Here is a 26,144-nt window from a genome sequence, read left to right on the forward strand (position 1 = left end):
ACTGACGTGAAGGACGCCTTCGGTCTCCCCCAGTCGCTGCTCGTCCTCGGCGGCACGTCCGAGGTCGCGCTGGCCACCGCGCGCCGGCTGATCGCCCGCCGCACCCACACGGTGTGGCTGGCCGGCCGCCCCTCCCCCGCGCTGGACGAGGCCGCCGAGAGCCTGCGCGCGCTCGGTGCGGACGTCCGCACCGTCGGCTTCGACGCCCTCGACCCCGACTCCCACGAGACCGTTCTCGGCAAGGTGTTCGCCGAGGGCGACATCGACCTGGTGCTGCTCGCCTTCGGCATCCTCGGCGACCAGGCCCAGGACGAGCGCGAACCGGTCCGCGCGGTGCGGGTCGCCCAGACCAACTACACCGGCGCGGTCTGCGCCGGCCTGGTCGCCGCCCGCGCCCTCCAGACGCAGGGCCACGGCTCCCTCGTGGTCCTGTCCTCCGTCGCCGGGGAACGGGCCCGCCGCGCCGACTTCATCTACGGCTCCAGCAAGGCCGGCCTCGACGCCTTCGCCCAGGGCCTCGGCGACGCCCTGCACGGCACCGGCGTCCACGTCATGGTCGTACGCCCCGGCTCCGTCCACAGCCCGGAGTCCCCGTTCGCCACGACCCCCGAGGCGATCGCCACGGCCATCGAACTGGGCCTGCGCCGCCGCAGCGAGACGGTATGGGTGCCGGGCCTGCTCAGAGTGGTGATGTCGGCGCTACGGCACACACCGAGGGGGCTGTTCAGGAGGCTGCCGGTCCGGTGAGCCGGTCAGCGGCTGACGATCGTCCCACGCTCGACGTCGGCACTGCCCGCCTGCGGAGGTACGACAGACCTCCCGAACGTGAACTCCCGCAGCTTGCGCCAGACCTCGTCCGGCCCCTGTTCGTAGAGGGCGAAGCCGGTGCACGGCCACTCGGCCTCGAAGCCGGACAGTTCCTCGAAGGCGCGGTCCATGGCGGCCTCGTCGATGCCGTGCGCGACCGTGACATGCGGGTGGTACGGGAACTGCAGCTCGCGCGCCACCGGCCCGGAGGCGTCCCGCACCCGCTGCTGGAGCAGGGCGCAGTCCTCGGCGCCCTGGACGACGCGGACGTAGACGACGGGCGACAGCGGGCGGAACGTGCCCGTGCCGGACAGCCGCATCGGGAACGGGCGGCCCACCGCGGCGACCCCGGTCAGATGCGCCTCGACGGCCGGCAGCACGGCCGCGTCGACCTCGGTCGGCGGCAGCAGCGTGACGTGCGTGGGGATGCTGAACGCCGCGGCGTCGCCGAAGCCCGCGCGCCGCTCCTGGAGCAGGCTGCCGTGAGGCTCCGGGACCGCGATCGACACGCCGATCGTTACGGTCCCCACGTCGTCTCCTGTCGTCTTCTCGGCCGAGTCGTCCGGGCCGTCGGCTATCGACTGTACGGCCACGAATGTCCTGTGGGCAGGCGCAGAGGAAGTGATGTGCAGCGCTCTGCCCGGTGCGGCAGCCGGCTCAGTGCTTCGCCGCCAGGAAACCCACGCGGTCGTACGCCTGCGCGAGGGTCTCCGCGGCGACGGAGCGCGCCTTCTCCGCGCCCTTGGCCAGGATCGAGTCGAGCGTCTCGGAGTCGTCCAGGTACTGCTGGGTGCGCTCCTTGAACGGCGTCACGAACTCGACCATCACATCGGCGAGATCGGTCTTCAGGGCGCCGTACATCTTGCCCTCGTACTCCCGCTCCAGCTCGGCGATGGACTTGCCGGTGAGGGTGGAGTAGATGGTGAGCAGGTTGCTGACGCCCGGCTTGTTCTCGGCGTCGTAGCGGATGACGGTGTCGGTGTCGGTGACGGCGCTCTTGACCTTCTTGGCGGTGGCCTTCGGCTCGTCGAGGAGGTTGATGAGGCCCTTCGGCGTGGACGCCGACTTGCTCATCTTGATCGACGGGTCCTGGAGGTCGTAGATCTTCGCCGTCTCCTTGAGGATGTACGGCGACGGGATCACGAAGGTCTCGCCGAAGCGGCCGTTGAAACGCTCGGCCAGGTCGCGGGTCAGCTCGATGTGCTGGCGCTGGTCCTCGCCGACCGGCACCTCGTTGGCCTGGTAGAGGAGGATGTCGGCGACCTGGAGGACCGGGTACGTGAACAGGCCCACGGAGGCCCGGTCGGCGCCCTGCTTGGCGGACTTGTCCTTGAACTGGGTCATGCGGCTGGCCTCGCCGAAGCCGGTGAGGCAGTTCATGACCCAGGCGAGCTGGGCGTGCTCGGGGACGTGGCTCTGCACGAAGAGCGTGCAGCGGTCCGGGTCCAGGCCGGCGGCCAGCAGCTGGGCGGCGGCGAGCCGGGTGTTGGCGCGCAGCTCGGCCGGGTCCTGCGGGACTGTGATCGCGTGCAGGTCGACGACCATGTAGAACGCGTCGTGGGTCTCCTGCAGGGCCACCCACTGGCGGACGGCGCCGAGGTAGTTGCCGAGGTGGAACGAGCCGGCGGTGGGCTGGATGCCGGAGAGCACACGAGGTCGGTCAGCAGAAGCCATGGTGCCCATTCTCGCAGGTGCGGGAGAGCGGTCCGAAACGGACGGGAAACAGCCTGACACCGATCGCGTCCCCGCGGGTACGAAGGGGCGGGAGGATCGGGAGGCGGGGGACGCGGGATGGCTGGGCGAAGAGCGTGGTGGGGCAGGCGTGCGGCGGTGTGGCTGGCCTGTCTGGTGCCGGTGCTGGGGGCGGCCGGGGCGGGGTCCGTATCGGCGGCGCCCGGACAGGGGGGTGACGAGCCGGATCTGGCACTGGTCGTCACGGGGGACGCGGGGCGGACCCGGGCGCTGCGCTCCGGCGAGCCGGATTTCACCCGTCTGCGTGAGCTGCTGCGACCGGACCTCACGGGCACCGAGCGGGTGCCGCAGGCCTGGTCGGACGGGCGTTATCCGGCGGTGCAGGTCACCGTGCTGTGGGGTCTGACGGGGGTCGGGGGGTGGCCGCAGACGCATCGGGCGCCCGGCGGTGACGTGGCCGTGGAACGGCAGGACCAGCTGTTCGTCGCGGCCGACGGCACGGCCTGGGTGCGGTCGGATCCGTCGCCGGAGGTGGTGGACGACGACATCCGGTGGCATCAGGTACCGGCGGCGGTGTTCCGGGAGGCGGAGCGGACGGGACTGCTCGGGTCGGCCGTGGCAAGCGGGCCGGGCGCCCCGGACCGGGTGCCGGACGGCGTGTGGTGGGCGGTGGCCGGGCTGGTCGCCGGGGCGGGCGGCGGGCTTCTGGTCGGCCGTGGGGTGGCCCGGCGAGGTGCCGGGCCACCCCACGGCGACGAGCCGCGTCAGGAGCTGATCGACCGGTGACCGGGGTCAGCCGAGGTCGACCTCGGGGTACAGCGGGAAGCCGGCCACCAGGTCGGTCGCCCGCTGGGCGATCTCCTGGGCGACCTTCTCGTCCAGGACGTGGGCGGCCTTGGAGGGGGCGCCCGACTTGGTCGTACCCGGCTCGGTGGTGGTGAGGACGCGGTCGATCAGGCCCGCCACCTCGTCCATCTCCGCCGTGCCCAGGCCACGGGTGGTCAGGGCGGGGGTGCCGATGCGGATGCCGGAGGTGTACCAGGCGCCGTTCGGGTCGGCCGGGATGGCGTTGCGGTTCGTCACGATGCCCGAGTCGAGGAGGGCGGCCTCGGCCTGGCGGCCGGTGAGGCCGTAGGACGTCGCCACGTCGATCAGGTTCAGGTGGTTGTCCGTGCCGCCGGTGACGAGGGTGGCGCCGCGCCGCATGAGGCCCTCGGCGAGCGCGCGGGAGTTGTCGACGATGCGCTGGGCGTAGTCCTGGAAGGCGGGCTGCCGGGCCTCGGCCAGGGCGACCGCCTTGGCGGCCATGACGTGTGGGAGGGGGCCGCCGAGGACCATCGGGCAGCCGCGGTCGACCTGGTCCCTCAGGGAGTCGTCGCACAGGACCATGCCGCCGCGCGGGCCGCGCAGCGACTTGTGCGTGGTGGTCGTCACGATCTGGGCGTGCGGGACCGGGTCGAAGTCGCCGGTCAGGACCTTGCCCGCCACCAGACCCGCGAAGTGGGCCATGTCGACCATCAGGGTCGCGCCGACCTCGTCGGCGATCTCGCGCATGATCCGGAAGTTCACCAGACGGGGGTACGCCGAGTAGCCCGCGACGATGATCAGCGGCTTGAACTCGCGGGCCTGGGCCCGCAGCGCCTCGTAGTCGATGAGGCCGGTGGCCGGGTCGGTGCCGTAGGAGCGCTGGTCGAACATCTTGCCGGAGATGTTCGGGCGGAAGCCGTGGGTGAGGTGGCCGCCGGCGTCCAGGGACATGCCGAGCATGCGCTGGTTGCCGAAGGCCTGGCGCAGCTCGGCCCAGTCGGCCTCGGACAGGTCGTTGACCTGGCGGGCGCCGGTCTTCTCCAGGAAGGGCACCTCGACGCGGTCGGCGAGGACGGCCCAGAACGCGACGAGGTTGGCGTCGATGCCGGAGTGCGGCTGGACGTAGGCGTGCCGGGCGCCGAAGAGCTCCTTCGCGTGCTCGGCGGCGAGGGACTCGACCGTGTCGACGTTGCGGCAGCCGGCGTAGAAGCGGCGGCCGACCGTGCCCTCGGCGTACTTGTCGCTGAACCAGTTGCCCATCGCCAGCAGGGTCGCCGGGGAGGCGTAGTTCTCGGAAGCGATCAGCTTGAGCATCTCGCGCTGGTCGTGGACCTCCTGGCCGATGGCGTCGGCGACGCGGGGCTCCACGGCACGGATGACGTCGAGGGCGGCGCGGAAGGCGGTGGACTCGGTGGAGAGGGGCTGCTGCTCTGGCATGAGGACCTCCGGACGGTGTGCGTACAGCGTTCACGTTCGGCCCAGGCGCACGGCACTTTTCACGGCACTCTTCAACCGTTCGGACCGCTCCCCGATGGTCCGTCCCATCCCAAGCGCGCCAGTCACGGCCCGCCGGTCAGCCTACCGGGCACACCGGCCACGACAGGCCCAGCGTCCACCATGCGAGCGAGGATGGAGAGGGGGCACCGGGAGAGAAACGGGAGAGATCATGACCACCGCCGAGGATCTCATCGCCGCCGCCGACGCGCACTGCGCGCCCACCTACGATCCGCTGCCCGTCGTGGTCGCCACGGGCGAGGGGGCGTGGCTGACGGATGTGGCGGGCCGCCGGTATCTGGACATGCTGGCCGGGTACTCGGCGCTCAATTTCGGCCACCGCAACCCGCGGCTGATCGAGGCGGCGAAGGCCCAGCTGGACCGGGTCACGCTGACCTCCCGCGCCTTCCTGCACGACCGGTTCGCCGCGTTCTGCGCCGAGCTGGCGGAGCTGTGCGGGATGGAGATGGTGCTGCCCGCGAACAGCGGCGCGGAGGCGGTGGAGAGCGCGATCAAGACGGCCCGGAAGTGGGGGTACCGGGTCAAGGGCGTGCCCGCGGAGATGGCGAAGATCGTGGTCGCGGGCGGCAACTTCCACGGCCGTACGACGACCGTGATCAGCTTCTCGACCGACCCGGAGGCCCGCGCGGACTTCGGTCCGTACACGCCGGGCTTCCAGATCGTGCCGTACGGCGACCTGACCGCGATGCGGGCGGCGCTGACCGAGAACACCGTCGCGGTGCTGCTGGAGCCGATCCAGGGCGAGTCCGGGGTGATCGTGCCGCCGGAGGGCTATCTGCCGGGGGTACGGCGGCTGACGCGCGAGCGGAACGTGCTCTTCGTCGCAGACGAGATCCAGTCGGGGCTCGGCCGCACCGGGCGGACCTTCGCGTGCGAGCACGAGGGGGTCGTGCCGGACATGTACGTGCTGGGCAAGGCGCTGGGCGGCGGGATCGTGCCGGTGTCGGCGGTGGTGTCGAGCGCGGAGGTGCTCGGGGTGTTCCGGCCGGGCGAGCACGGCTCGACGTTCGGCGGGAACCCGCTGGCCTGTGCGGTGGCGCTGGAGGTGATCGCGATGCTGCGCACCGGCGAGTTCCAGGCACGCGCGGCCGAGCTGGGCGAACGGATGCACCGGGCGCTGGCGGCACTGCCGGCCACGGGCACCGTGACGGCGGTGCGGGGGCGCGGGCTGTGGGCGGGCCTCGACGTCGCACCGAGGCTCGGCACCGGCCGGCAGGTGGCGGAGCGGCTGAGGGAGCGCGGGGTCCTGGCGAAGGAGAGCCACGGCGCGACCATCCGGCTCTCCCCGCCGCTGGTCGTCTCCGAGCAGGACCTGGCCTGGGGGCTGGAGCAGCTGCGGGCGGTGCTGGGTGTCTGAGACGCGCCCCTGCCGGGTGCGCTACGGGGTGACGGTCACGGTGACCTCGTAGCGTTCCTGACCCGGGGAGCAGCGCATCGCCTCGCCGCACGAGGTACGCCGGGCCGTGATGTGCGCGGTGCCGGGCCGGCGGGCGGTGAACCGGCCCGAGGAGACCCCGCAGCCGCGGCCGGGCGGGCAGGTGCCGGTGGGGGTGGTGCCGCCTCCGGACGGGGCGAGCACCCGCGGATCCGATCCGGCCGGGGTCGACCAGTAGGTGCTGTGCAGGTGTACTTCGACAAGCGTGCCGGTGGTCACCCGGACGGTGGTTCCCCGTGCCCGTTCGTCGAGGACGACGGGGCCGGAGGCGTGGCCGGCCGGAGCGGGAGAGGTGCGGGAGGCCGGCGGCGGGCCGGACGGCTGCGGGCCGGCGGCCCCGCCGGAACATCCGCTCAGCAGGCAGGCCGCGGCCGCCACGCAGACGAGCCCGGTGAGCGGCGGGCGCGGCCGGACCGGGAGCCGGCGGGCCGGCAGGTGTGGCATGGGCACTCCAGTGGACGCCGCCCGGAGGGACGGCGGTCGGGGGCGGGGGGCGGGGCGGCGGCCCGCCCCCCGCGGTACGGGGTGCGGGTCAGGAGACCGTCACGTCGTCGTAGTAGGTGTACGTCGCGTCACCCGTGTAGTTGTCGTCCTTGTTGGTGAGGGTGAGGGTGTAGTTGTGGCCCGGGGTGACGGTGCCGGAGACCTGCTTCCAGCCTGCGCCCTGGGTGCATGTCTTGCCCAGCAGCGTCGTGGTGGTGCCGGAGGTGGTGTCCTGGAGGGTGGCCGTCGCCCAGTCGTAGGTCACCGTGTCCGGGCAGGTGACGTCGTACCAGAAGGAGACCTTGCTGGTGCCGGACGGGGCGGTGAAGCTCTGTGAGACGGAGGACGTGTTGGTCGGGCTGGTCGAGCCGACCATCGCGCCGTAGCTGCCGCTGTGCGCCGCCGAGGTGGTTGCGGCGGTGCTGCCGCTGGTGGTCCAGCTGGACAGGTTGCCGGTCTCGAAGGTGCCGTTGGTGAGGGTGCCGCCGCCGCCCGTGCCGCCGCCGCCCACGATCGGGTGCGAGATGGCGCAGGAGTTGGTGTCGTTGGACCAGCTCGCCTGCTCGGCGAAGGTGCCGGTGCCCATCGTGACGTTGGCCGCGCCGCCCGCGCTGCCGGGCGATATCCAGGCGCACTCGTCGGAGTTCTCCTGGCCGTTGTACGAGCTGCCGGTGTGGTTGGTCCAGCCGCCGGCCGGGTTCTGGTCGGACATCATCTCGTGCCACTCGTGGCCGAGCGTCATGGTCCAGCCGTCCAGCGTTCCGGGCGAGTTGACGAAGCCGACGCCACAGCCCGCGCCGGAGTCCATGTTGTACGGCTGGTTGCTGAACGCGATGTCGCCGTAGGAGGAGGACACCGGGCCGCCGGTCAGGGTGCTGTCGCCGTTGTAGTCGTGCCAGGCGCAGTACTGGCCCTGGTAGTTGTCGGGGTTCGTGCCGTGCGGCGACAGGACGATGTAGTACGCGTCGCGGTTCGAGGCGGCCGTGGTGTTGCCGAAGTGTCCGGCGGCCTTGACCGCCTCGGCGCCCAGCTGGTGCCCGGTCGCGGCACTCGGGGAGGCGGCCGAGTTGTCGTACCACACGCCGGCCAGCACGCCGCCGCTCTGGTACGGGATGAAGTTGGCGTTGGACGGGCAGCTCGTGGCTCCGCTGGCCACGTTCGGCCCGTCACACCACTGGGTGAGGTCGGCGGACCACAGTTCGTTGCCGGTGCCGATGCCCTTGAACATCTCCTGGGTGACCGGAGCCGCGCCGTCCGGGTCGCCGGAGAACGTGGCGTCGCCGCTGCCGTTGGTGCTCTGCGTGCCCCACTGCGAGCCGTAGAAGACCAGGTAGACCTTGGAGTGACCGCTCTGCACGCCGATGCCGTCGATGCCGCCGCCGTAGGAGAGCGTCTCCGGCCCGGTCGCCGTGGTCGCGGCCGGGTGGTTGGCCGCCCAGGACTTCATCTTGGCGTTCTGCTGGATGGTCGGCAGGGCACCGTGCCGGTAGGGGTGCTGGTAGGCCGGGCTGTAGGGGTTGGATCTCGCTGTCTGACCCGCGGTCTGGGGGGCGGCTGACGCCTGGGGCATGAAGGCGAGTGCCGCAGCGGTGAGCAGGGAGAGCGACGCGAGACCGGTCAGGGTCGCCCGGCCCACGCCACGAATGTGGGGATTACCCATGGGTGATGGGTTCCTTTCTGCGTACAGGCCTCCGCCGTGGGTGCGGTGGAGGCAAGCTGCGTGAGACGTCGACGGAGCCGTGCCGCGTGACTGCGCGGGGGAATGTCCGTCCGGCAGCTGGGGACTCGCCACGGCATTGCACGGGAATGCAACTCGCCTGCTGCAACGTGGTTTTTGCCCGTCACACCAGATGAGGCCCCGTCAGACGGCGAGAAGCAAAGCAGGGTTGACGCGTCCGGGTCAATGAGAACGCACAGGATTTACATGGAATAAGGGGCCCGCACAGCCCCTTTCCCTCGGTCAATGCGAAGGCGCCGAAAATTGAAGGAAATACTGAGTCAAGAAGCCGTCGCCTAAAGGATCACGTGCGGCAAAAAGCGGGCGTACTCGTCGGTGATCAGCCCTGTGGACTCGCGGATGCCGAGGCCCGCCGGTTCGTCCTGGACGACCCAGGCGCCGAGGACGACGTGGTTGCCGTCGAAGACGGGGAGTGGGGCGAGTTGCTGGTAGCAGCAGGGTTCGTCGCGGAGTGCGGCAGGCGTGCCCGGCCGGTGCACGGTGACGCCCTCGCCCTCGCGGCCGAGCAGGGGCTTGGCGACGTAGCCCCCGGACGAGGCCAGGTCGCGGGGGCCGTCGAGGTAGGCGGGCAGGAGGTTGGGGTGACCGGGGTACAGCTCCCAGAGGATCGCCAGCAGGGCCTTGTTGCTCAGGAGCATCTTCCAGGCCGGTTCGATCCACAGGGTGCTGCCGGTGCCGCCGCCGTTGTCGAGCGTGTCGAGGACGTGCCCGGCGAAGGCGTCGGTGGTGAGCCACTCCCAGGGGTAGAGCTTGAAGATGCCGCGGATGAAACGGAGTTGGTTGTCCACGAAGCGGCCGGAGAGGGTGTCCCAGCCGATCTCCTCCATGGCCAGCCAGTCGGTGTCGAGCCCGGCCTGTTCGGCGGTCTCCTTCAGGTAGGCGACCGTCATCAGGTCCTCGCCGAGTTCGTCGGCCGAGGAGTGCGCGAAGTGCAGCGGGCTGCCGGGCGGGAGCAGCCGGGCCTGGGACCGCCAGGCGTCGACCAGGCGCTCGTGCAGGGAGTTCCACTGGTCGGCGCCGGGGAAGCGGTCCTCCATCCAGAACCACTGCGGGGAGGCCGCCTCCACCAGTGAGGTCGGGGTGTCGGCGTTGTACTCCAGGAGCTTCGCCGGGCCGGTGCCGTCGTAGCGGAGGTCGAACCGACCGTATACAGACGGCAGTTCGGCCCTGCGCTGCCAGGCCTCGGTGACGGCGGCGGCGATGCGCGGGTCGGTGATGCCGAGGTCCGCGAGGCGGTCGTGCGCCACGATGTGCCCGGCGGCCGCGAGGCACATGCGGTGCAGTTCCCCGACCGTCTCCTCCAGTGCCTCGACCTCGTCCAGGGTGAAGACGTAGTGGGCGCTCTCGTCCCAGTAGGGGCGCAGGGAGCCGTCGGGGTGGCGGGTGAGCGGGTAGACGAGCCCCTGCTCCTCGACGATGCGCTGCCAGCCGGGGCGGGGGGTGAGGGTACGGCGTTCCATGGGGCTGTCAGCCGCCGGAGCTGTGGTGGCCGCCGCCGAAGCCGCCGCGGTGGACCCCGTCGTGGTCGCCGGCGGAACCGCCCGTCGATGAACCACCGGAGCTCTTGCGGGGCTTGGTGAAGGAGCCGCCGTTCACCCAGGAGCCCTTCTTCTTGCCGCCGTAGTACCAGTCGGCGTTCACGGCCGCCTTGGTCGTCCTGCAGTTCTTGTCGGAGACGATCTTGTAGCCCTTGGCGAGGTTGTAGCTGCCGCGGTCGACACAGCGCTTGTCCGGTTCGGACGAGCAGGCGGTGAGGGCGGCGGCCAGCAGGCCCACGCCGCCGAGGACGACCGTGCCGGACCGCAGCCGGCGGCGCGTGTTCTCCATCGTGGTGTCTCCCCCGTATGTTCGCCATGCACATCGGACTGTCGGATCAGACTAGAGAACGGTAAGAGCGCAGACCACGGTGGGTGGCCGGATCGGCCGTCTCCTAAAGTCCCTTTGTGCTCTTTGGAATGGTGTGCGCCCTTGGCGCGGCGGTCTGCTTCGGTACCGCGACGGTGTTGCAGGCGGTGGCCGCGCGGACGGCCGCCACGGGCAGAGGGGGCGAGGCCGCGCTGCTGCTGCGGGCGCTCCGGCAGTGGCGGTACATCGCCGGACTGGGGCTGGACGGGCTCGGCTTCCTGTTCCAGATCGTGGCGCTGCGGTCCCTTCCGATCTACGCCGTCAGCGCCGCCCTGGCGTCGAGTCTGGCGGTGACCGCGGTGGTCGCGGCCCGCCTGCTGTACGTGCGGCTGAGCGGCACGGAGTGGGGTGCGGTGGCCGTGGTGTGCGCCGGCCTCGCGATGCTGGCGCTGGCGTCCGGGCCGGAGGGCAGGCAGGACGGGTCGGACACCCTGCGGTACGTGATGCTCGCGGTGGCGGTCGGCATGCTGCTGCTCGCGCTCGCGGGCGGCCGGCTGTCGGGGAAGGGGCGGTCGCTGGTGCTCGGGCTCGGGGCCGGGCTCGGCTTCGGGGTGGTGGAGGTGTCGGTGCGGCTGATCGACACTCTGGCGCCGGCGAACCTGTTCACCAATCCGGCGGCCTACGCGCTGGTGATCGGGAGCAGCGCGGCCTTCATGCTGCTGACCTCCGCGTTGACGCGCGGCTCGGTGACCACGGCGACGGCCGGCATGGTGATCGGCGAGACCATCGGCCCGGCCGCGGTGGGCGTGGTGTGGCTGGGGGACCGTACGCGGGAGGGCCTGACCTGGCTGGCCGTGCTGGGATTCGCCGTGGCGGTGGCGGGCGCGCTGCTGCTGGGGCGGTTCGGGGAGGCACCGGTGGTGGAGGAGCAGGCCACCTGAGGTTCCGTTCGCCGGTGGCGGGCCGCGTGTGGCCGGTCGCGCGGTTCCTCGCGCCCCTGCGGGGGCGTCGCCCCCTACGGCAGCACCCTGCACAACGCCTCCAGCGCGCCCGCCCACGCGCTGTCCGGCGGTGTCGCGTACCCGACCACCAGGGCGTCCACCTGCTCGGCGACGGCCTCCGGGTGGCGGTAGAGGGAGAGGCCGTGGAGGGCCAGGGACTGCCAGGTCGCGGCCTGGATCACCGACTGTTCCAGGCCCGGGGGCAGGCGGAGTACGGCGTGCAGGCCTGCGGAGATGCCCGTGACCGTGACCTCGGGGGCGCGGGCGGTGACCGCCTCGGCCAGGGCGTCGCGGCGGCGCCGGTAGCGCAGGCGGGAGGAGCGGACGTGGCGGTCGTACGCGCCGGAGGTGAGGAACTCGGCGAGGGTGAGCTGCTCCAGGACCCCCACGGTGTCGGTGGTGCCCTTGATCGCGGCCGCCTCCTGCGCCAGGGACGGGGGCAGGACCATCCAGCCCAGGCGCAGGCCCGGGGCCAGGGACTTGCTTGCCGTGCCGAAGTAGATCACGCGGTCGGGGTCGAGGCCCTGGAGGGCGCCGACGGGCTGGCGGTCGTAGCGGAACTCCCCGTCGTAGTCGTCCTCCAGGATCAGTCCGCCGGTGCGCCGCGCCCAGTCCACGACCGCCGCCCGCCGGTCGGGGTGCAGCGACGTGCCCATGGGGAACTGGTGGGCGGGGGTGAGCAGTGCCGCGCCCGCCTCACCCAACTCCCGCGGATCCGTGCCGAGTTCGTCGTACGACAGCGGGGGTGTCGCCAGGCCCGCCTGCTGGAGCAGGTTCCGGTAGACACCCAGGCCGTACGACTCCACCGCCACCGTCCGCACCCCGCGCGCCGCGAGGACCGGGCCGATGATGCGCAGGGCGTGGGTGAAGCCGGAGGTGATCAGCACCCGCTCCGGGTCGGTGCGGACGCCTCGTACGCGCGCGAGGTAGCCGGCGAGGGCGGTGCGCAGCTCGGGGCGACCGCGCGGGTCGCCGTAGCCGAGGGAGTCGTGCGGGGCGATGGCCAGGGCGCGGCGGGCGGCCTTGAGCCATGCCGCGCGGGGGAAGGCCGCCAGGTCGGGGCTGCCGGGCAGCAGGCTGTACGCCGGACGGGCGGGGGCGCCCGGGCGAGGTGCCGCTTCCGTTCTCCGTGCCGTACGGGAGGGCTGGACGGCCGCGCGTTCGGCCACCCGTGTGCCGGAGCCCTGGCGGGCGGTCAGCCAGCCCTCCGCCACCAGGTCGGCGTAGGCCTCGGCGACGGTGTTGCGGGCGATACCGAGGTCGGTGGCGAGGCTGCGGGAGGACGGCAGCCGGGTGCCGGGGGCCAGGCGGCCGGTGCGGACCGCGTCGCGCAGGGCGTCGGTCAGGCCCCGGCGCAGGCCGCCGGAGCCGGTCGGTTCGAGGTGCAGATCGACGCCCAGAGTGGCCCATGATTCCGGCATGGAAATGGACCATACTCCTGGGCTGCCTCGCTCCTAGGGTCGAAGACATGAGCACTGCAGAAGAAACCGTCGAGTACGCCACCGAACACGCACCGCGACTGCGCTGGGCCCAGGCCGCGCCCGAGGTCTACAAGGCGATGATCCGGCTCGACGCGGCGGCCAGGAAGGGCGTGGACCCCACGCTGTACGAACTGGTGAAGATCCGCGCCTCGCAGATCAACCACTGCGCGTTCTGCCTCGACATGCACACCAAGGACGCGCTGGCGGCCGGCGAGAGCGTCCAGCGGATCGTGCAGCTCAGCGCCTGGCAGGAGTCGAAGCACTTCTACACCGAGAAGGAGCTGGCGGCGATCGAGCTGACCGAGGCGATCACCGTGCTGACCGACGGTTTCGTCCCGGACGAGGTGTACGACAAGGCCGCGAAGCACTTCGAGGAGGCCGAGCTGGCCCAGCTGATCGCCGCGATCACGGTGATCAACGCCTGGAACCGGTTCGGCGTGACCACCCGGATGACCCCGGGCCACTACCAGCCGGGGCAGCACCAGTGAGCCGTACGCAGCTGCTCGACCCGGAGGTCGGGCGGGCGATGTCCGCGCTCAGCGCGGCCGCGAAGAAGGGGCTCGGCGATCCCGCCCTGGCCGAGCTGGTCATGATCCGCGCCTCGCAGCTGAACCACTGCGCGTTCTGCCTGGACATGCATCTCCGGCTGGCCCGGAAAAACGGGGAGTCGGAGGAGCGGGTGCAGCTCCTCGCCGCCTGGGAGGAGACCGAGGACCTCTACAGCGAGCGGGAGCGGGCCGCGCTGGCGCTCACCGAGGCGGTCACGCTGCTCACCGGTGGCGTGTCGGACGAGGTGTACGAGCGGGCCGCGCGACACTTCACCGAGGCTCAACTCGCCCATCTGATCGGCCTGATCACCGTCATCAACGGCTGGAACCGTCTGATGGTCAGCCGTCGCGTCCCGCCAGGGGGGTACCAGCCATGAGCAACAAGGTCGATGTGTTCCGCGCGCTGCATCTCGGACGGGTCCATGGTGATCCGCTGGTCCTGCCGGGCCCGTGGGACGCGGCCAGCGCCCGGGTGTTCGCGGAGGCCGGGTTCCCGGCGCTGGCGACGCCGAGCGCGGGGGTGGCCGCCTCGCTCGGGTACGAGGACGGGTCCACCCCTGCCGACGAGATGTTCGCCGCCGTCGCCCGGATCACCCGGGCCGTGGACGTGCCGGTGTCGGCGGACATCGAGGGCGGGTACGGGCTCGCCCCGAAGGAGCTCGTGGAGCGGCTGCTGGAGGCCGGTGCCGTCGGCTGCAACCTGGAGGACTCGGTAGGGGGTGTGCTGAAGGACCCGCGGGAACAGGCCGAGTTCCTCGCCGAGTTCCGCGCGGCGGCCGGTGACCGGCTGTTCCTCAACGCCCGCGTCGACGTCTTCGTGCACGGCGACAAGGACCCCGAACGGGCCATCGAGCGGGCCGCGCTGTACGTGGCGGCGGGCGCGGACTGCATCTATCCGATCCTCGCCCCGGCGGACGTACTGCCGCTGCTGCGGGCCGGGATCCAGGGCCCGGTCAACATCAACGCCCGCCTGGACGGCAAGGGCCCCTCGCCCGCCGAACTCGGCGAACTCGGGGCCACTCGCATCACGTTCGGGCCGGGGCTGCAGCGCTGGGCGGCGCTGGCGCTGCGAGGGATGGCCGAACAGCTGAGGAAGTAGGGGCTGTCAGGGCAGCCACTTCTTCCACACCTGGGGGTGGCTGTCCACCCACTTCTTCGCCGCGTCCTCGGGCGACAGCTTCTGGTCGGCGATCATCAGGGAGACCTCGTTCTGGTCCTCGGTGGTCCACCGGAACTTCTTCAGGAAGGCCGCCGCCTTGCCGCCGGACCTGGCGAAGCCGGCGTTGAGGTACTTCTGCAGCGGGGTGTGCGGATAGGAGCAGGCGACCTTCGCCGCGTCCGCGTCGCAGCCGTCCTTGTACGGCGGGAGCTTCACCTCCGTCATGGGGACCTTCTTGAACAGCCACTGGGGCGCGTACCAGTAGGTCAGGAACGGCTTCTTCTCCTTGGCGAACTGCTTCATCTGGGTGATCTGCGCGGCCTCGGAACCGGCGAAGACCACCTGGTAGTTCAGCTTCAGGTTGGCCACCAGGGCCTTGTCGTTGGTGACGTACGACGGGGAGCCGTCCATCAGCTGGCCCTTGCCGCCGCTCTCCGCCGTGCGGAAGAGGCCGGCGTACTTGTTCAGGTTCTTCCAGTCCGTGATGTCGGGGTGCTGCTGGGCCAGGTACGTCGGCACGAACCAGCCGATGTGCCCGGTCACCCCGAGGTCGCCGGCGCGGGCGATGGTCTTCTTGTCCTCGACGTACCGCTTCTCCTGGTCCGGGTGACCCCAGTCCTCCAGGATGGCGTCGACGCGGCCCTGGCTGAGGGCGTCCCACGCGGGCACCTCGTCGACCTGGACGGTGTCGACGCGGTAGCCGAGCTCGTGCTCCAGCAGGTACTGGGCGACGGCCACGTTGGACTGCGCGCCCACCCAGGACTGCACGGACAGGGTGACGGACTTCGCGCCGCCGGCGTTCGCGAACGGCGAGGCCTGCTTGGTCATGTCGGCGGCGCCGCAGCCGGTCGCCGTCAGCAGCACCAGCGAGCCCACCAGGGCAGTCGTCGTACGGCGTCGCATGTCAGGCTCCCTTCTTCGTACGGCGCTCGGTCGGCTGGGTCACCCGGTCGAGCATCAGGCCCAGGCAGACGATGGCGGCACCGGCGACGAGTCCGGTGGCGAGGTCGCCCTGGGCGAGGCCGAAGGCGACGTTGTAGCCGAGGGCGCCGCCACCGACCAGGCCGCCGATGATGACGACGGCCAGCACCAGGACCACGCCCTGGTTGAGGGCGAGCAGCAACGATCGCCGGGCGAGCGGGAGCTGGACCTGCCACAGCTGCTGGCGGCCGGTCGCGCCGAGCGAGCGCGCCGACTCCAGCGCGGCCGGGTCGACCTGGCGCAGGCCCTGAGCGGTGATCCGGACGACGGCCGGGAGGGCGTAGACGACGGCCGCGGCGACAGCGGGCGCGCGGCCCACGCCGAAGAGGGCGACGACCGGGATCAGGTACACGAACTGCGGCATCGTCTGGAAGACGTCCAGGACCGGCCGCAGGACCCGCTCCACGCGGTCGCTGCGGGCGGCGGCGATGCCGGTGGCGAAGCCGAGGACGAGCGTGACGGCCACGGCGGCCAGCACCTGGGAGAGCGTGTCGAGCGCCGGGTCCCACACGCCGAGCACGCCGATCGCGGCCATGGCGAGGACGGCGGTCAGGGCGGTGGCCCAGGTGCCGATCAGCCAGGCCAGGGCGGCGACGATCAGCAGCACCGACCACCAGGGCAGCCACTGCAGGCCGCCGCGCAGCGGGTCCAGGATCCAGGTGGTGAAGTGGCCGGCCCAGTCGGCCGTGCCGCCGACGACCGGGACGCCGGAGTAGAGGTGGGCGGTCATCCAGTCGACGGCGCGGTTGACCGGGGCGGCGATGCCGAGGCTGAAGCCGGTGGGCCAGTTCAGGCCGTGCAGGAGGCGGGTGGCCAGGGCGACCGCGGCCGTGACGGCGAGGGCGTACGGCCAGCCGATCGTCCGTGAGCCGGTGTCGTCGGCGGCGCCCGCCGCTCCCGTCACCCGGTCCAGGACGATCGCCAGCAGCACGATCGGGATGCCGGCCGCGAGGGCCTGGCCGACGTCGACCGAGGCGAGCGCCTGGTAGACGCGGTCGCCGAGGCCGCCGGCGCCGATGACCGAGGCGATGACGGCCATGGACAGCGCCATCATGATCGTCTGGTTGAGGCCGAGGAGGAGTTCTCCTCGGGCCAGCGGGATGCGGGCGGTCAGCAGCCGCTGGCGGCGGGTGGCGCCGAGCGACTCCACGGCCTCCAGGACTTCGGGGTCGGCGCCGCGCAGGCCGAGCGCGGTGAGGCGGGCCATCGGCGGGGCGGCGTAGACGACGGTGGCGAGGACGGCCGCGGGGACGCCGATGCCGAAGACCAGGACGACGGGGAGGAGATAGGCGAAGGCGGGGAGCACCTGCATGGTGTCCAGGACCGGGCGCAGGGCGCGGTCCAGGCGGTCGGAGAGGCCGGCCGCGAGACCGAGCAGCGCGCCGGTGAGCACCGAGGCCAGGACGGCTACGACCATCAGGGCGAGGGTCTGCATGGTCGGCACCCACATGCCGAGGGCCCCGCAGGCCAGGAACGCGAGGGCCGTCCCGGCGGCCAGGCGGACTCCGGCGACCCGCCAGGCGACCAGGGCGGCGAAGACCGTGACGCCGGTCCAGCCCGCGGCGAGGAGGGTGAGGTAGACGGCGCGGACGGAGAGGACGACGGCGTTGCTGATGTAGCCGAAGAAGTACAGGAACAGGGGGTGGCTGTCCCGGTTGTCGATGACCCAGTTGCTGGCGCTGGTCAGGGGTTTGTCCAGGCTGACGGTCAGGTGGTGAGGCCATGATCCGCCGTGGAGCAGGGGCAGCAGTACGGCGGTGACGAGGGCGAGCAGGAGCAGTTTGCCCGCGGCTCGGCTCTTCAGGAGGCGGGGGGTGTGCGGGCGGGAGGCCGGGACGCTGAGCGTTGTCATCAGACGGCCTCCGGGGTGGTGCGGGGGCCGGGTACACGGACGTCCACGCCTGCTACGACGTCCAGCAGCAGCTCGTGGTCCACGGTTCCGATGCAGTTGCCGTCCTCCACCACGCACGCCGGTGTGCCGGTCTCGGCCACCGTCCTGATCGCGTCCGCGACCACCGCGTCCGGAGTGAGGGCGCCCGGGTGTTCCGGGCCGCCGCAGTCGCCCGGCTTCATCGCCGTACGGACCGTCATCACCTGTTCGCGCGGGACGTCCCGGACGAACTCGCGGACATAGTCGTCCGCCGGGGAGCCGACGATCTCCTCCGGTGTGCCCAGCTGGACGACCCTGCCGTCGCGCATCAGGGCGATGCGGTCGCCGAGCCGGAGGGCCTCGGTGAGGTCGTGGGTGATGAAGACCATCGTGCGGCCCTCCTCACGGTGCAGGCGGGCCACCTCGTCCTGCATGTCACGGCGGATGAGGGGGTCCAGGGCGCTGAACGGCTCGTCGAACAGGAGGACCTCCGGGTCCACCGCCAACGCCCGTGCCAGCCCCACCCGTTGGCGCTGGCCGCCGGACAGCTGGCTGGGCTTGCGCTGCTCCATGCCCTCCAGGCCGACCTTGGTGACGAACTCGGCGGCCCGCTCACGCCGTTCGGCCTTGCCGACGCCCTGGATCTCCAGGCCGTAGGCGACGTTGTCGAGGACCGTGCGGTGCGGGAGCAGGCCGAAGTGCTGGAAGACCATGGCGGCACGGTGCCGGCGCAGTTCGCGCAGGCGGGCCTTGTCCATCGCGCGGACGTCCTCGCCGTCGATGGAGATCGTGCCCGCTGTCGGTTCGATCAGGCGGGTGAGGCAGCGGACCAGGGTGGACTTGCCGGAGCCCGACAGGCCCATGACCACGAAGACCTCGCCCTTGCGGACGTCGAAGGAGACGTCCCGGACGGCGGCCGTGCAGCCGGTGCGGGCGCGCAGGCCGGCGGGGTCCAGCGTGGCCAGTTCGGCGTCGGCGGGGATCCGGTCCGCCTTCGGGCCGAAGACCTTCCACAGGCCGTTCACCGAGAACACGGGGGTACTCATCGGGCACCACCTCCGATCAGGTCCACGGCCCTCTCCCCGACCATCAGCACCCCGATCATCGGGTTCACGGCGGTCATCGTCGGGAAGACGGACGCGTCGGCGATCCGGATGCCCTCCAGGCCCCGGATCCTCAACTCGAGGTCCACGACCGCGAGTTCGTCGTCCGCCGCGCCCATCTTGCAGGTGCCGGCGGGGTGGTAGACGGTGTGCGCGACCTTGCGGGCGTACTCGCTCAGTTCCTCGTCGCCGGTGATCTCCGGGCCGGGGCACACCTCGCGCCCCAGCCAGCCGGCGAGCGGCTCGGCCTTGGCGATCTCGCGGGCGATGCGGATGCCGTCGACGAGGGTCCGGGCGTCGTAGTCGTCCTCGTCGGTGAAGTACCGGAAGTCCAGCGCGGGCTTCACCTCCGGGTCGGCGCTGGTCAGGTACAGGCGGCCGCGGGACTTCGGCTTGGGGATGTTCGGGGTCATCGAGACGCCGTGGCGCGGGCGTTCGTAGCCGAGGCGCTCGGGGTTGTCGGTGAACGGGATCTGGTAGAAGTGGAACATCAGGTCCGGGCCCGGGTTCTCGGGGTCGCGGCGGACGAACAGGCCCGCGTCGGAGTCCATCGCGGAGTTCTCCGGGATCGGCCCGTGGGTCTCCCAGACGATGACCGACTCGGGGTGGTCGAGCAGGTTCTCGCCGACGCCCGGCAGATCGTGGACGACGGGGATGCCCAGCTCTTCGAGGTCCGCGCGGGGGCCGATGCCCGAGTGGAGCAGCAGGCGGGGCGAGTCGACGGCGCCGGCGCACAGCACGACCTCGCTCCGGGCCCGTATCAGCAGTTCCTCGCCGTCCTTGGTGCGCACGTGGACGCCCTCGGCCCGGCCCTCGGTGATCTCCAGCCGGTACGCCCACGTCTCCAGGAGGATCGTGAGGTTGGGGCGCTCGTCCAGCACCGGGTGCAGATACGCCACGGATGCCGAGGACCGCTTGTTGGTCTCGGGGTGGTAGGCGAGGTCGAAGAAGCCGGCGCCCTCGGTGAACGGCTTCTTGTTGAAGCCCTCGACGCGGGGCACCCCGAGGGCGGCCTGGGCGGCGTCGACGAAGTCGCGGGCGATGGCGTTCCGGTCCTTCTCGTCGACGGAGACGATGTTGTTCTTCAGCCGGGCGAAGTACGCCTCCATCGGCACCGCGCCCCAGCCCTTGGCGCCGGCCTGCTCCCACTCGTCCCAGTCGGACGGGAGCGGCTTGAAGGAGATGAGGGTGTTGTGGGAGGAGCAGCCGCCGAGGACGCGGGCGCGGCTGTGCCGGATGTGGGAGTTGCCGCGGGGCTGTTCCACGGTCGGGTAGTCGTAGTCGAGGTCGCCGCCGAGCAGGCCCATCCAGCGGCGCAGGATGAGGACGTCGTCCCGGCCGACGTCGCTGGGGCCGCCCTCGATGACGGCGACGGTGACGTCCGGGTTCTCGGTGAGGCGGGAGGCGATGACGGAGCCGGCCGTGCCGCCGCCGATGACGACGTAGTCGTAGAGGTGGGGGGTGTGGGACATGGAGGTACTCCGAGAGGACTTGCTGCGTACGGGAGTCGGTGGGGGGATCAGCCGGCGAACCAGCGCACGGGCCGGGGGGCGAGGTTCTGGTAGACGTGCTTGGTCTCGCGGTACTCGGCGAGTCCGGCGGGCCCCAGTTCGCGGCCGGTGCCGCTCCTGCCGAAGCCGCCCCACTCCGCCTGCGGGAGGTAGGGGTGGAAGTCGTTGATCCAGACCGTGCCGTGGCGCAGGCGGGCCGCGACCCGTCGGGCCCGTCCGGCGTCGGCGGTCCATACGGCGCCGGCGAGGCCGTACTCGGTGTCGTTGGCGAGGAACACGGCCTCGTCCTCGGTGCGGAAGGTCTCGACGGTGAGGACCGGGCCGAAGACCTCCTCGCGGACGACCTTCATCTCGCGGTGGCAGGCGTCGAGGACGGTCGGCTCGTAGAACCAGCCGGTGGCGGGCCGGTCGGCGGACGGCTGCGGCCGCTTGCCGCCGCAGCGCAGCACCGCGCCCTCCGCCAGCGCCGACGCCACATACGCCTCGACCTTGGCGCGCTGCTGCGCGGAGACGAGCGGCCCGCACTCGACGCCGTCCGCCGTGCCCCGGCCGAGGCGGATGCGGGCGGCCCGCCGGGCGAGCTCGGTGACGAACCGCTCCCGCAACGACTCCTCGACGATGAGCCGGGCGCCGGCCGAGCAGACCTGGCCGCTGTGGATGAAGGCCGCGTTGAGGGCCTGGTCGACGGCGGTGTCGAAGGCCTCCTCGGTGGCGCAGGCGTCGGCGAAGACGATGTTGGGGTTCTTGCCGCCGAGTTCGAGGGCGACCTTCTTCACCGTCGGGGCGGCGGCCTGGGCGACCTTGACGCCGCTGACCAGGCCGCCGGTGAAGGAGACCAGGTCGACGTCGGGGTGCTCGGCGAGCCGGGCGCCGACGGTGTGGCCGGGTCCGGTGACGAGGTTCGCGACCCCGGCGGGCAGCCCGGCCTCGGCAAGCAGGTCGATCAGCGCGATGGTGGTCATCGGGGTGATCTCGCTGGGCTTGACGACGAAGGTGTTGCCCGCCGCGAGGGCCGGGGCGATCTTCCAACTGGCCTGGAGGAGCGGGTAGTTCCACGGGGTGATGAGCGCGCAGACGCCCACCGGCTCGTGTACGACCACGCTGTGGATGTCGGCCGAGCCCGCGTCCACGACCCGGCCGGGCGCCTCGGCGGCGGCCAGGTCGGCGAAGTAGCGGAAGGTGTCGGCGACACAGTCGATGTCGATCCGCCCCTCTTCCACGGTCTTGCCCGCGTCCCGGCTCTCCAGCAGTCCGAGTTCCTCGCGGTCGCGCACGAGGAGGCCGGCGACGCGGCGCAGCAGGGCGGCGCGTTCGGCGACGGGCGTCGAAGGCCAGGGCCCCTGGTCGAAGGCCTGCCGGGCCGCGGCGACGGCCCGCTCGGCGTCCTTCTCGTCACCCTCGGCGACCACGGCGAACGGCAGCGCGTCCGCGGGGTCCAGGATCTCGCGTGTCGCGCCGGAGACCGCGTCCAGCCACACGCCTCCCGCGTGGATGGTCGCCCCGGGCTGTCGTTCCGTACTGTCCGCCATGATCGCCTGTTGCCTTCCGTTCCTGATCCGTGCCCCTGTGTCACGCACGTGCCACACTCGGGGACCGCGACCGCCTGCCCCGGGCCCCTCGCTCACATGCGGAATCGGCGGCGGAAAGTGCGAGGCGTCACTGAAACGACGGTCTAAAACGGATGAAAATCGGCAATTCCGGCAGCTGCGCTCAGTTCATGGATGTCTCACAGTCCGTATCGGGCGGACAGAACCCGCTCGCCCTCGATGCTGCCTGCCGGGTACTCCATGCGTGAGCCGATGAAGTCGCCCGGGTCGAGGTTGACCAGGGCTGCGGAGCTGACGACTCCAGCGGCCGATCGGCCTGGCCGACGCGGGTCGCCCGCTCACCCCCTCTCCTTGCGTTCCCGCTTCGCGCGCAGCGCCTGCCTCCGCTCCCACTCCTCGTCCCAGAGCCGTTTGAGCTCCTGCGCCCGTTCGTCGAGTCCGGCCGGCTCGTCGTCGTCCTCGTCCGTCCACAGGCCCTGCTCCTTGAGCCGGCGCGTGTGGACCTCGACGGGCGGCTGGGGGTCGTAGTCGGAGGGGCGGGGGCCCTCGGGCCCGTCGGGGCCCACGCGGATGAGGCGTTCGACGCGGGTGACGCGGTAGCGGACGCCGGCGACCGTGATGACGTTGGAGCGGGTCTCGTCGAGGCGGTCGGCCAGCCGGGCGTACTCCGCGCGTTGCCCCTCGTCGAGACGGAGGGTGAAGGGGGCCATCACGCGCTGCCAGGAGGCGAGGGAGTCGCGGGCCGCCTGGGGAGTGGTGTGGCCGGCGCCGGGGTTGAAGGCACGCCATCGTCCGTCCACCCGCTCCGAGATCATGAAGACCGCCGGAAGCAGCACCCCGCCCGGACACTCCCGCCGGGCCCGGCGCGCGTCCGCCACGGCCTCCGGCCCGGCGTCCGGCGAGACTCCGAGGGAATGGAACAGCTCCAGCTTCAGGATGCCGTTCGACAGGCCCGTACCGGTGAACGGATCGACCACGAAGCCCTTCACGCTCGGCCCCGCCCGGTGGGCCTCGCCCACCTCCGCCGTGTCGGGGTCGGACGGGCGGGGCGGCTCGGGGCCGTTCGGGCCCATCCGGATGAAGCGGCTCGCCCGGACGATCCGGAAGCGTTCCCCGCGCACCCGGACCTCGTTCACGACCTCCCGGTCCATCCGCCGCGCCGCCGCCATCCAGGTGCGCCGCGCGGCCTCGTCCCCCGCGTCCCGGGCCTCCTTCGCCCGCATCCGGAAGTGCGAGCCGAGCCCGTCCCGGGCGTCCTGCGGAGTGTCGGCACCGGTCGCCAGCAGCTCCCAGCCACCCGCCTCGCACTCGCGGGCACGGAAGTATTCCGCGATCATCACGCCCATCAGCTGCGGATACCGCTGGGTCGCCTGCCACGCCTCCTGCTCGGCGAACGCGGCGAGCGGCCCGTCCTGCTGCGTGACACGGATCGTCAGATACGCCGGTACCTCGTCTCGGTAGTCACTCATACACCGAGCGTGCACGCTGGGCGCCTCGCTGCGGGTGTTTTCACGAATTCGCCCGCCTGGGAGCGATGTTCGCGTGCGGCCGGCCCTGGACGGCAACAGAGACATCTGACTACGGTCGGAGAATGCAGACCTTTGACTCAAGTCAAGGAACAGGCCGGGGCAGAGGGCAGGGAGCGGGTGCGCCGGTCTCCGCCGAGGACATCGCCGCCTTCCGGCGCTTCAACCGGTACTTCACGCGCCGTATCGGTGTCCTGGACGAGCACTACCTCGGGCAGGACCGCCCGCTCGGCGAGGCCCGGCTGCTGTTCGAGATCGGCGACGGGGTGTCCCTGCGGGAGCTGCGGGGGCGGCTCGGCCTGGACGCCGGGTACCTCAGCCGGATGGTGAAGGCCCTGGAGGCGCAGGGCATGGTCCGGGTGGCGGTGCCCGCGCACGACAACCGGCTGCGGACGGTTGAGCCGACCCCGGCCGGGCGCGTCGAGGTGGCCGAGCAGCACCGCCGGTCCGACGCCCTCGTGGCCGGTCTGCTGGACGGCCTCACCCCCGCCCAGCGGGCCGAGCTGACCGGCGCCATGGCGGTCACGCAGCGGCTGCTGCGGCTGGCGGGGATCACCGTCGAGACCGTCGACGGCGCCTCGGCGGACGCGCGGGCCTGCCTGGGGGCGTACGCGGCGGACATCGACGCCCGCTTCCCCGAGGGCTTCGACCAGGCGGACCTGGTCGGCCCGGAGGAGGTCACCGGGGACGCCGGCGCGTTCCTGGTCGCGTACGAGGAGGGGCGGCCGGTGGGCTGCGGGGCGCTGCGGCGGCTGGGGCCGGGAGTGGGCGAGATCCGGCATGTGTGGGTCGCTCCCGAGGCCCGGCGGCTGGGCCTCGCACGGCGGCTGCTCGACGGTCTGGAGCGTCAGGCGCGGGCGCGCGGCCTGGACGTCGTACGCCTGGACACGCACGCCGTGCTCACCGAGGCGCAGGCGATGTACCGGGCGTGCGGGTACACCGAGATCCCGCGCTACGACGACAACGTCCACGCCGCCCACTGGTTCGAGAAGCGGCTGGCCGGTGGTGCGAAAAGCGGCTACTGAGGTTTTCGGTTCGGGGTGACCGACTGTTCTCACGTTGGCTCGGGAGCGGTTGACGAGATCCTGTCCGATCGGTCTGATCGGGCGCGATTCTGTCGTGGGGAGACGTCAGGCGGACCGGCTGACGTCGTCGAAGTCGGTGGAGGCCGACAGCTCGGCCCATGCCAGCATGTCGCGCTCGAAGGCGTCGCGTCCGGCCTGGACGAGCCGAAGCGCGTCGGGGCCGAGCAGCAGGCGTGTCGGCGGCTGGTCGGCCGCCACGATGCGCAGCACCGCGGCCGCGGCCTTGTCCGGGTCGCCCGGCTGGTGCCCGCTGCCGTGGATGCGCCGGGCGCGCAGCGGCTCGAACAGCTCGTCGTAGTCGGCGATCACACGGGGTGCGCGGATCATCGAGCGGCCGGACCAGTCGGTCCGGAAACTGCCCGGCTCGACGGCGGTGACATGGATGCCGAGATCGGCGACCTCCTTGCCGAGCGTTTCGAGGATGCCCTCCACCGCGAACTTGCTGCCGTGGTAGAAGCTGAGGCCCGGCATGGTGACCAGCCCGCCCATCGAGGTGACGGCGATGATGTGGCCGCAACGGCGCTTTCGCATGTGCGGCAGCACGGCCTTGATCACCGCCACGGTTCCGTAGACGTTGACCTCGAACTGACGGCGAAGGTCATCCATCGACGACTCCTCGAAGAGGCCCTCATGGCCGTACCCGGCGTTGGCGACGAGGACGTCGACCGGGCCCAGGTCGCGCTCGGTCTCGTCCACGACCGTGTCCACCGCGTCATGGTCGGTCACGTCCAGGATGCGGGCGTGCACGTCGCCGGCGAGCCCCTCGAAGGCCCGTGCGTCGGCGGGCGTGCGCACCGTGCCCACCACCCGGTGGCCCGCTGCCGACGCCGCACGCGCGAGTGCGCGGCCCAGGCCGGTGCTGACGCCGGTGATCAGGAATGTCTTGGTGTCCGACACAGGAATCCCCTTCGTGCGATACGAACAGAGGCCGACCGGGGCGGTGGGCCCCGGTCGGGCTCGACACGTTCCACTTCAGCACCGGAATCGGCTGCTGACCGGCTTCCGGGGGGTCCGCTTCGCCCCGGGGACAGCCGGACCGGGGGACTGCCAGTCCCCCTTTCGCGGGCCGTCGGGGCGGACTTGGGTCCTATCGTGAACGGCATGGACCGCAACACAGCTCTCGGTGAGTTCCTCCGCTCCCGGCGGGCACGGATCACCCCGCGCCAGGCGGGCCTGTCCGACGACGGCGGCTCTCGGCGCGTGCCAGGACTGCGCCGCGAAGAGGTCGCGCAACTGGCGGGCGTGAGCGTCGACTACTACGTACGCCTGGAACGCGGACGCCGGCTGAACGTCTCCGAGACCGTCCTGGACGCCATCTCCCGCGCGCTGCGCCTCGATCCCGTCGAACGCAGCCATCTGTTCCAGCTCGCCAAGCCCACCGCAGGCAGGCCCCGCCGCACGGTGACGCGTCCACAGGCGGTCCGCCCGGGGCTGCGCGATCTGCTCCGGATCCTCGAACACACCCCCGCCCTTGTGCTGGGGCGGCGACTGGACGTCCTTGCGTCCAACCAGATGGCACGTGCGCTGCTCACCGACTTCGACGCGCTGCCGCACCGCGAGCGGAACCTGGTGCGGTTCATGTTCTGCGACGAGACCGCCCGCTCGCTGTATGCCCACTGGGACACCCACGCCCAGGACATCGTCGCCTCGCTGCGGCGCGACGCCGGAACCCATCCCCACGATCCCCTGCTGGCCGAACTCGTCGGCGAACTCTCGATCGCGGATGAGGACTTCCGCCGCTGGTGGGCCGATCAGAACGTGTATCGGCACACGCATGGCAGCAAACACTTCCACCACCCGATCGTCGGCCCGCTCACCCTCCATTACGAGTCCCTCACCCTGCCCGCCGACCCGGACCAGCGGCTGAGTGTCTACACCGCCGAGGCAGGCTCCAGCTCCGAAGAGGCGCTTCGGCTCCTGGCCGCGTGGATCCGGCAGCCCGAGACCTCGCACGGGCAGCACGCAGATCATGCCGTACGCGCTCCCGCCGGCGGTTAGCCGAAAACGCAC

Annotated in this window: 24 protein-coding genes and 1 riboswitch; of the genes, 9 read left to right on the forward strand and 15 right to left on the reverse strand. The window is 71.8% G+C overall.

What is annotated here, in order from left to right:
* The first annotated feature begins 6 nt into the window (after nucleotides 1-6).
* Nucleotides 7-747 (forward strand): decaprenylphospho-beta-D-erythro-pentofuranosid-2-ulose 2-reductase, encoded by a 741-nt coding sequence (gene dprE2, locus O1G22_RS16260; RefSeq protein ID WP_270082022.1) that lies wholly within the window; start codon nucleotides 7-9, stop codon nucleotides 745-747.
* Between the two features lie 5 nt (nucleotides 748-752).
* On the opposite strand, the gene O1G22_RS16265 is transcribed toward dprE2, so the two are convergent.
* Both O1G22_RS16265 and trpS read right to left on the reverse strand, forming a co-directional pair.
* A complete protein-coding gene (locus O1G22_RS16265) occupies nucleotides 753-1,337 on the reverse strand; it encodes a 2'-5' RNA ligase family protein (RefSeq protein WP_270082023.1) in 585 nt (194 codons plus the stop codon).
* 127 nt (nucleotides 1,338-1,464) lie between these two features.
* Nucleotides 1,465-2,490, reverse strand: a complete 1,026-nt coding sequence (gene trpS, locus O1G22_RS16270) for a tryptophan--tRNA ligase (RefSeq protein WP_428986369.1) — start codon at nucleotides 2,488-2,490, stop codon at nucleotides 1,465-1,467.
* Between the two features lie 108 nt (nucleotides 2,491-2,598).
* Between trpS and O1G22_RS16275 the strand changes: the two genes are divergently transcribed.
* On the forward strand, nucleotides 2,599-3,285 hold the full coding sequence (locus O1G22_RS16275) for a hypothetical protein (RefSeq protein WP_270082025.1): 687 nt from the start codon (nucleotides 2,599-2,601) through the stop codon (nucleotides 3,283-3,285).
* Between the two features lie 6 nt (nucleotides 3,286-3,291).
* On the opposite strand, the gene O1G22_RS16280 is transcribed toward O1G22_RS16275, so the two are convergent.
* Complete coding sequence (locus tag O1G22_RS16280) at nucleotides 3,292-4,743, reverse strand: glycine hydroxymethyltransferase (protein WP_270082026.1); 1,452 nt, start codon at nucleotides 4,741-4,743, stop codon at nucleotides 3,292-3,294.
* A 32-nt stretch (nucleotides 4,744-4,775) separates the two neighbouring features.
* Nucleotides 4,776-4,879: riboswitch (ZMP/ZTP riboswitch) on the reverse strand.
* A 93-nt stretch (nucleotides 4,880-4,972) separates the two neighbouring features.
* On the opposite strand from O1G22_RS16280, the gene rocD reads away from it, so the two are divergent.
* Nucleotides 4,973-6,178, forward strand: coding sequence for an ornithine--oxo-acid transaminase (rocD, locus tag O1G22_RS16285; RefSeq protein WP_270082027.1), 1,206 nt, complete (start codon nucleotides 4,973-4,975; stop codon nucleotides 6,176-6,178).
* A gap of 21 nt (nucleotides 6,179-6,199) precedes the next feature.
* Here rocD and O1G22_RS16290 read toward each other — a convergent pair whose 3' ends face one another.
* The 4 genes from O1G22_RS16290 to O1G22_RS16305 form a co-directional block, all read right to left on the reverse strand.
* Nucleotides 6,200-6,700, reverse strand: coding sequence for a hypothetical protein (locus O1G22_RS16290; RefSeq protein ID WP_270082028.1), 501 nt, complete (start codon nucleotides 6,698-6,700; stop codon nucleotides 6,200-6,202).
* An 88-nt stretch (nucleotides 6,701-6,788) separates the two neighbouring features.
* Nucleotides 6,789-8,375, reverse strand: coding sequence for a hypothetical protein (locus O1G22_RS16295; protein WP_270082029.1), 1,587 nt, complete (start codon nucleotides 8,373-8,375; stop codon nucleotides 6,789-6,791).
* A 377-nt stretch (nucleotides 8,376-8,752) separates the two neighbouring features.
* Nucleotides 8,753-9,937: a glutathionylspermidine synthase family protein gene (locus O1G22_RS16300; protein WP_270082030.1), complete on the reverse strand. Its 1,185-nt coding sequence runs from the start codon at nucleotides 9,935-9,937 to the stop codon at nucleotides 8,753-8,755.
* 7 nt (nucleotides 9,938-9,944) lie between these two features.
* Nucleotides 9,945-10,304 carry a hypothetical protein gene (locus O1G22_RS16305; protein ID WP_270082031.1) on the reverse strand — a complete coding sequence of 120 codons (360 nt, stop codon included), beginning with the start codon at nucleotides 10,302-10,304 and terminating at the stop codon, nucleotides 9,945-9,947.
* 128 nt (nucleotides 10,305-10,432) lie between these two features.
* On the opposite strand from O1G22_RS16305, the gene O1G22_RS16310 reads away from it, so the two are divergent.
* Complete coding sequence (locus tag O1G22_RS16310) at nucleotides 10,433-11,263, forward strand: DMT family transporter (protein ID WP_270086437.1); 831 nt, start codon at nucleotides 10,433-10,435, stop codon at nucleotides 11,261-11,263.
* Between the two features lie 74 nt (nucleotides 11,264-11,337).
* On the opposite strand, the gene pdxR is transcribed toward O1G22_RS16310, so the two are convergent.
* The gene (gene pdxR / locus O1G22_RS16315; RefSeq protein ID WP_270082032.1) at nucleotides 11,338-12,744 is read right to left on the reverse strand and encodes a MocR-like pyridoxine biosynthesis transcription factor PdxR; all 1,407 of its coding nucleotides are present in this window, start codon (nucleotides 12,742-12,744) and stop codon (nucleotides 11,338-11,340) included.
* A 47-nt stretch (nucleotides 12,745-12,791) separates the two neighbouring features.
* Between pdxR and O1G22_RS16320 the strand changes: the two genes are divergently transcribed.
* The 3 genes from O1G22_RS16320 to O1G22_RS16330 are packed head-to-tail and all read left to right on the forward strand — an operon-like array spanning nucleotide 12,792 to nucleotide 14,451.
* Complete coding sequence (locus tag O1G22_RS16320) at nucleotides 12,792-13,292, forward strand: carboxymuconolactone decarboxylase family protein (protein WP_270082033.1); 501 nt, start codon at nucleotides 12,792-12,794, stop codon at nucleotides 13,290-13,292.
* Complete coding sequence (locus O1G22_RS16325; protein ID WP_270082034.1) at nucleotides 13,289-13,729, forward strand: carboxymuconolactone decarboxylase family protein; 441 nt, start codon at nucleotides 13,289-13,291, stop codon at nucleotides 13,727-13,729. The genes O1G22_RS16320 and O1G22_RS16325 overlap by 4 nt, the downstream gene beginning before the upstream one ends.
* Nucleotides 13,726-14,451, forward strand: a complete 726-nt coding sequence (locus O1G22_RS16330; RefSeq protein ID WP_270082035.1) for an isocitrate lyase/PEP mutase family protein — start codon at nucleotides 13,726-13,728, stop codon at nucleotides 14,449-14,451. The genes O1G22_RS16325 and O1G22_RS16330 overlap by 4 nt, the downstream gene beginning before the upstream one ends.
* Nucleotides 14,452-14,457: 6 nt before the next feature.
* Here the strand turns inward: O1G22_RS16330 and O1G22_RS16335 are convergent, their stop codons facing one another.
* From O1G22_RS16335 to O1G22_RS16360, 6 genes are all read right to left on the reverse strand, one after another.
* The gene (locus tag O1G22_RS16335) at nucleotides 14,458-15,414 is read right to left on the reverse strand and encodes an ABC transporter substrate-binding protein (RefSeq protein WP_270082036.1); all 957 of its coding nucleotides are present in this window, start codon (nucleotides 15,412-15,414) and stop codon (nucleotides 14,458-14,460) included.
* A gap of 1 nt (nucleotide 15,415) precedes the next feature.
* Nucleotides 15,416-17,344, reverse strand: coding sequence for an ABC transporter permease (locus tag O1G22_RS16340; protein WP_270082037.1), 1,929 nt, complete (start codon nucleotides 17,342-17,344; stop codon nucleotides 15,416-15,418).
* Nucleotides 17,344-18,408, reverse strand: coding sequence for a quaternary amine ABC transporter ATP-binding protein (locus tag O1G22_RS16345; RefSeq protein WP_270082038.1), 1,065 nt, complete (start codon nucleotides 18,406-18,408; stop codon nucleotides 17,344-17,346). Before O1G22_RS16345 ends, O1G22_RS16340 begins: the two co-directional genes overlap by 1 nt.
* On the reverse strand, nucleotides 18,405-19,937 hold the full coding sequence (locus O1G22_RS16350) for a GMC family oxidoreductase (RefSeq protein WP_270082039.1): 1,533 nt from the start codon (nucleotides 19,935-19,937) through the stop codon (nucleotides 18,405-18,407). The genes O1G22_RS16345 and O1G22_RS16350 overlap by 4 nt, the downstream gene beginning before the upstream one ends.
* 47 nt (nucleotides 19,938-19,984) lie before the next feature.
* Nucleotides 19,985-21,505, reverse strand: a complete 1,521-nt coding sequence (locus O1G22_RS16355; RefSeq protein ID WP_270082040.1) for an aldehyde dehydrogenase family protein — start codon at nucleotides 21,503-21,505, stop codon at nucleotides 19,985-19,987.
* A gap of 356 nt (nucleotides 21,506-21,861) precedes the next feature.
* The gene (locus O1G22_RS16360) at nucleotides 21,862-22,992 is read right to left on the reverse strand and encodes a DUF5954 family protein (protein WP_270082041.1); all 1,131 of its coding nucleotides are present in this window, start codon (nucleotides 22,990-22,992) and stop codon (nucleotides 21,862-21,864) included.
* Between the two features lie 122 nt (nucleotides 22,993-23,114).
* Here O1G22_RS16360 and O1G22_RS16365 point away from each other — a divergent pair, with 122 nt between their 5' ends.
* Nucleotides 23,115-24,074, forward strand: coding sequence for a helix-turn-helix domain-containing GNAT family N-acetyltransferase (locus O1G22_RS16365; RefSeq protein ID WP_270082042.1), 960 nt, complete (start codon nucleotides 23,115-23,117; stop codon nucleotides 24,072-24,074).
* Nucleotides 24,075-24,179: 105 nt separating this feature from the next.
* Here the strand turns inward: O1G22_RS16365 and O1G22_RS16370 are convergent, their stop codons facing one another.
* Complete coding sequence (locus O1G22_RS16370; protein ID WP_270082043.1) at nucleotides 24,180-25,031, reverse strand: oxidoreductase; 852 nt, start codon at nucleotides 25,029-25,031, stop codon at nucleotides 24,180-24,182.
* A 204-nt stretch (nucleotides 25,032-25,235) separates the two neighbouring features.
* On the opposite strand from O1G22_RS16370, the gene O1G22_RS16375 reads away from it, so the two are divergent.
* Nucleotides 25,236-26,132 (forward strand): helix-turn-helix transcriptional regulator, encoded by an 897-nt coding sequence (locus O1G22_RS16375; protein ID WP_270082044.1) that lies wholly within the window; start codon nucleotides 25,236-25,238, stop codon nucleotides 26,130-26,132.
* Nucleotides 26,133-26,144 lie beyond the last annotated feature (12 nt).

Source organism: Streptomyces camelliae (genome assembly GCF_027625935.1).
GTDB classification, from domain to species: Bacteria; Actinomycetota; Actinomycetes; order Streptomycetales; family Streptomycetaceae; genus Streptomyces; species Streptomyces camelliae.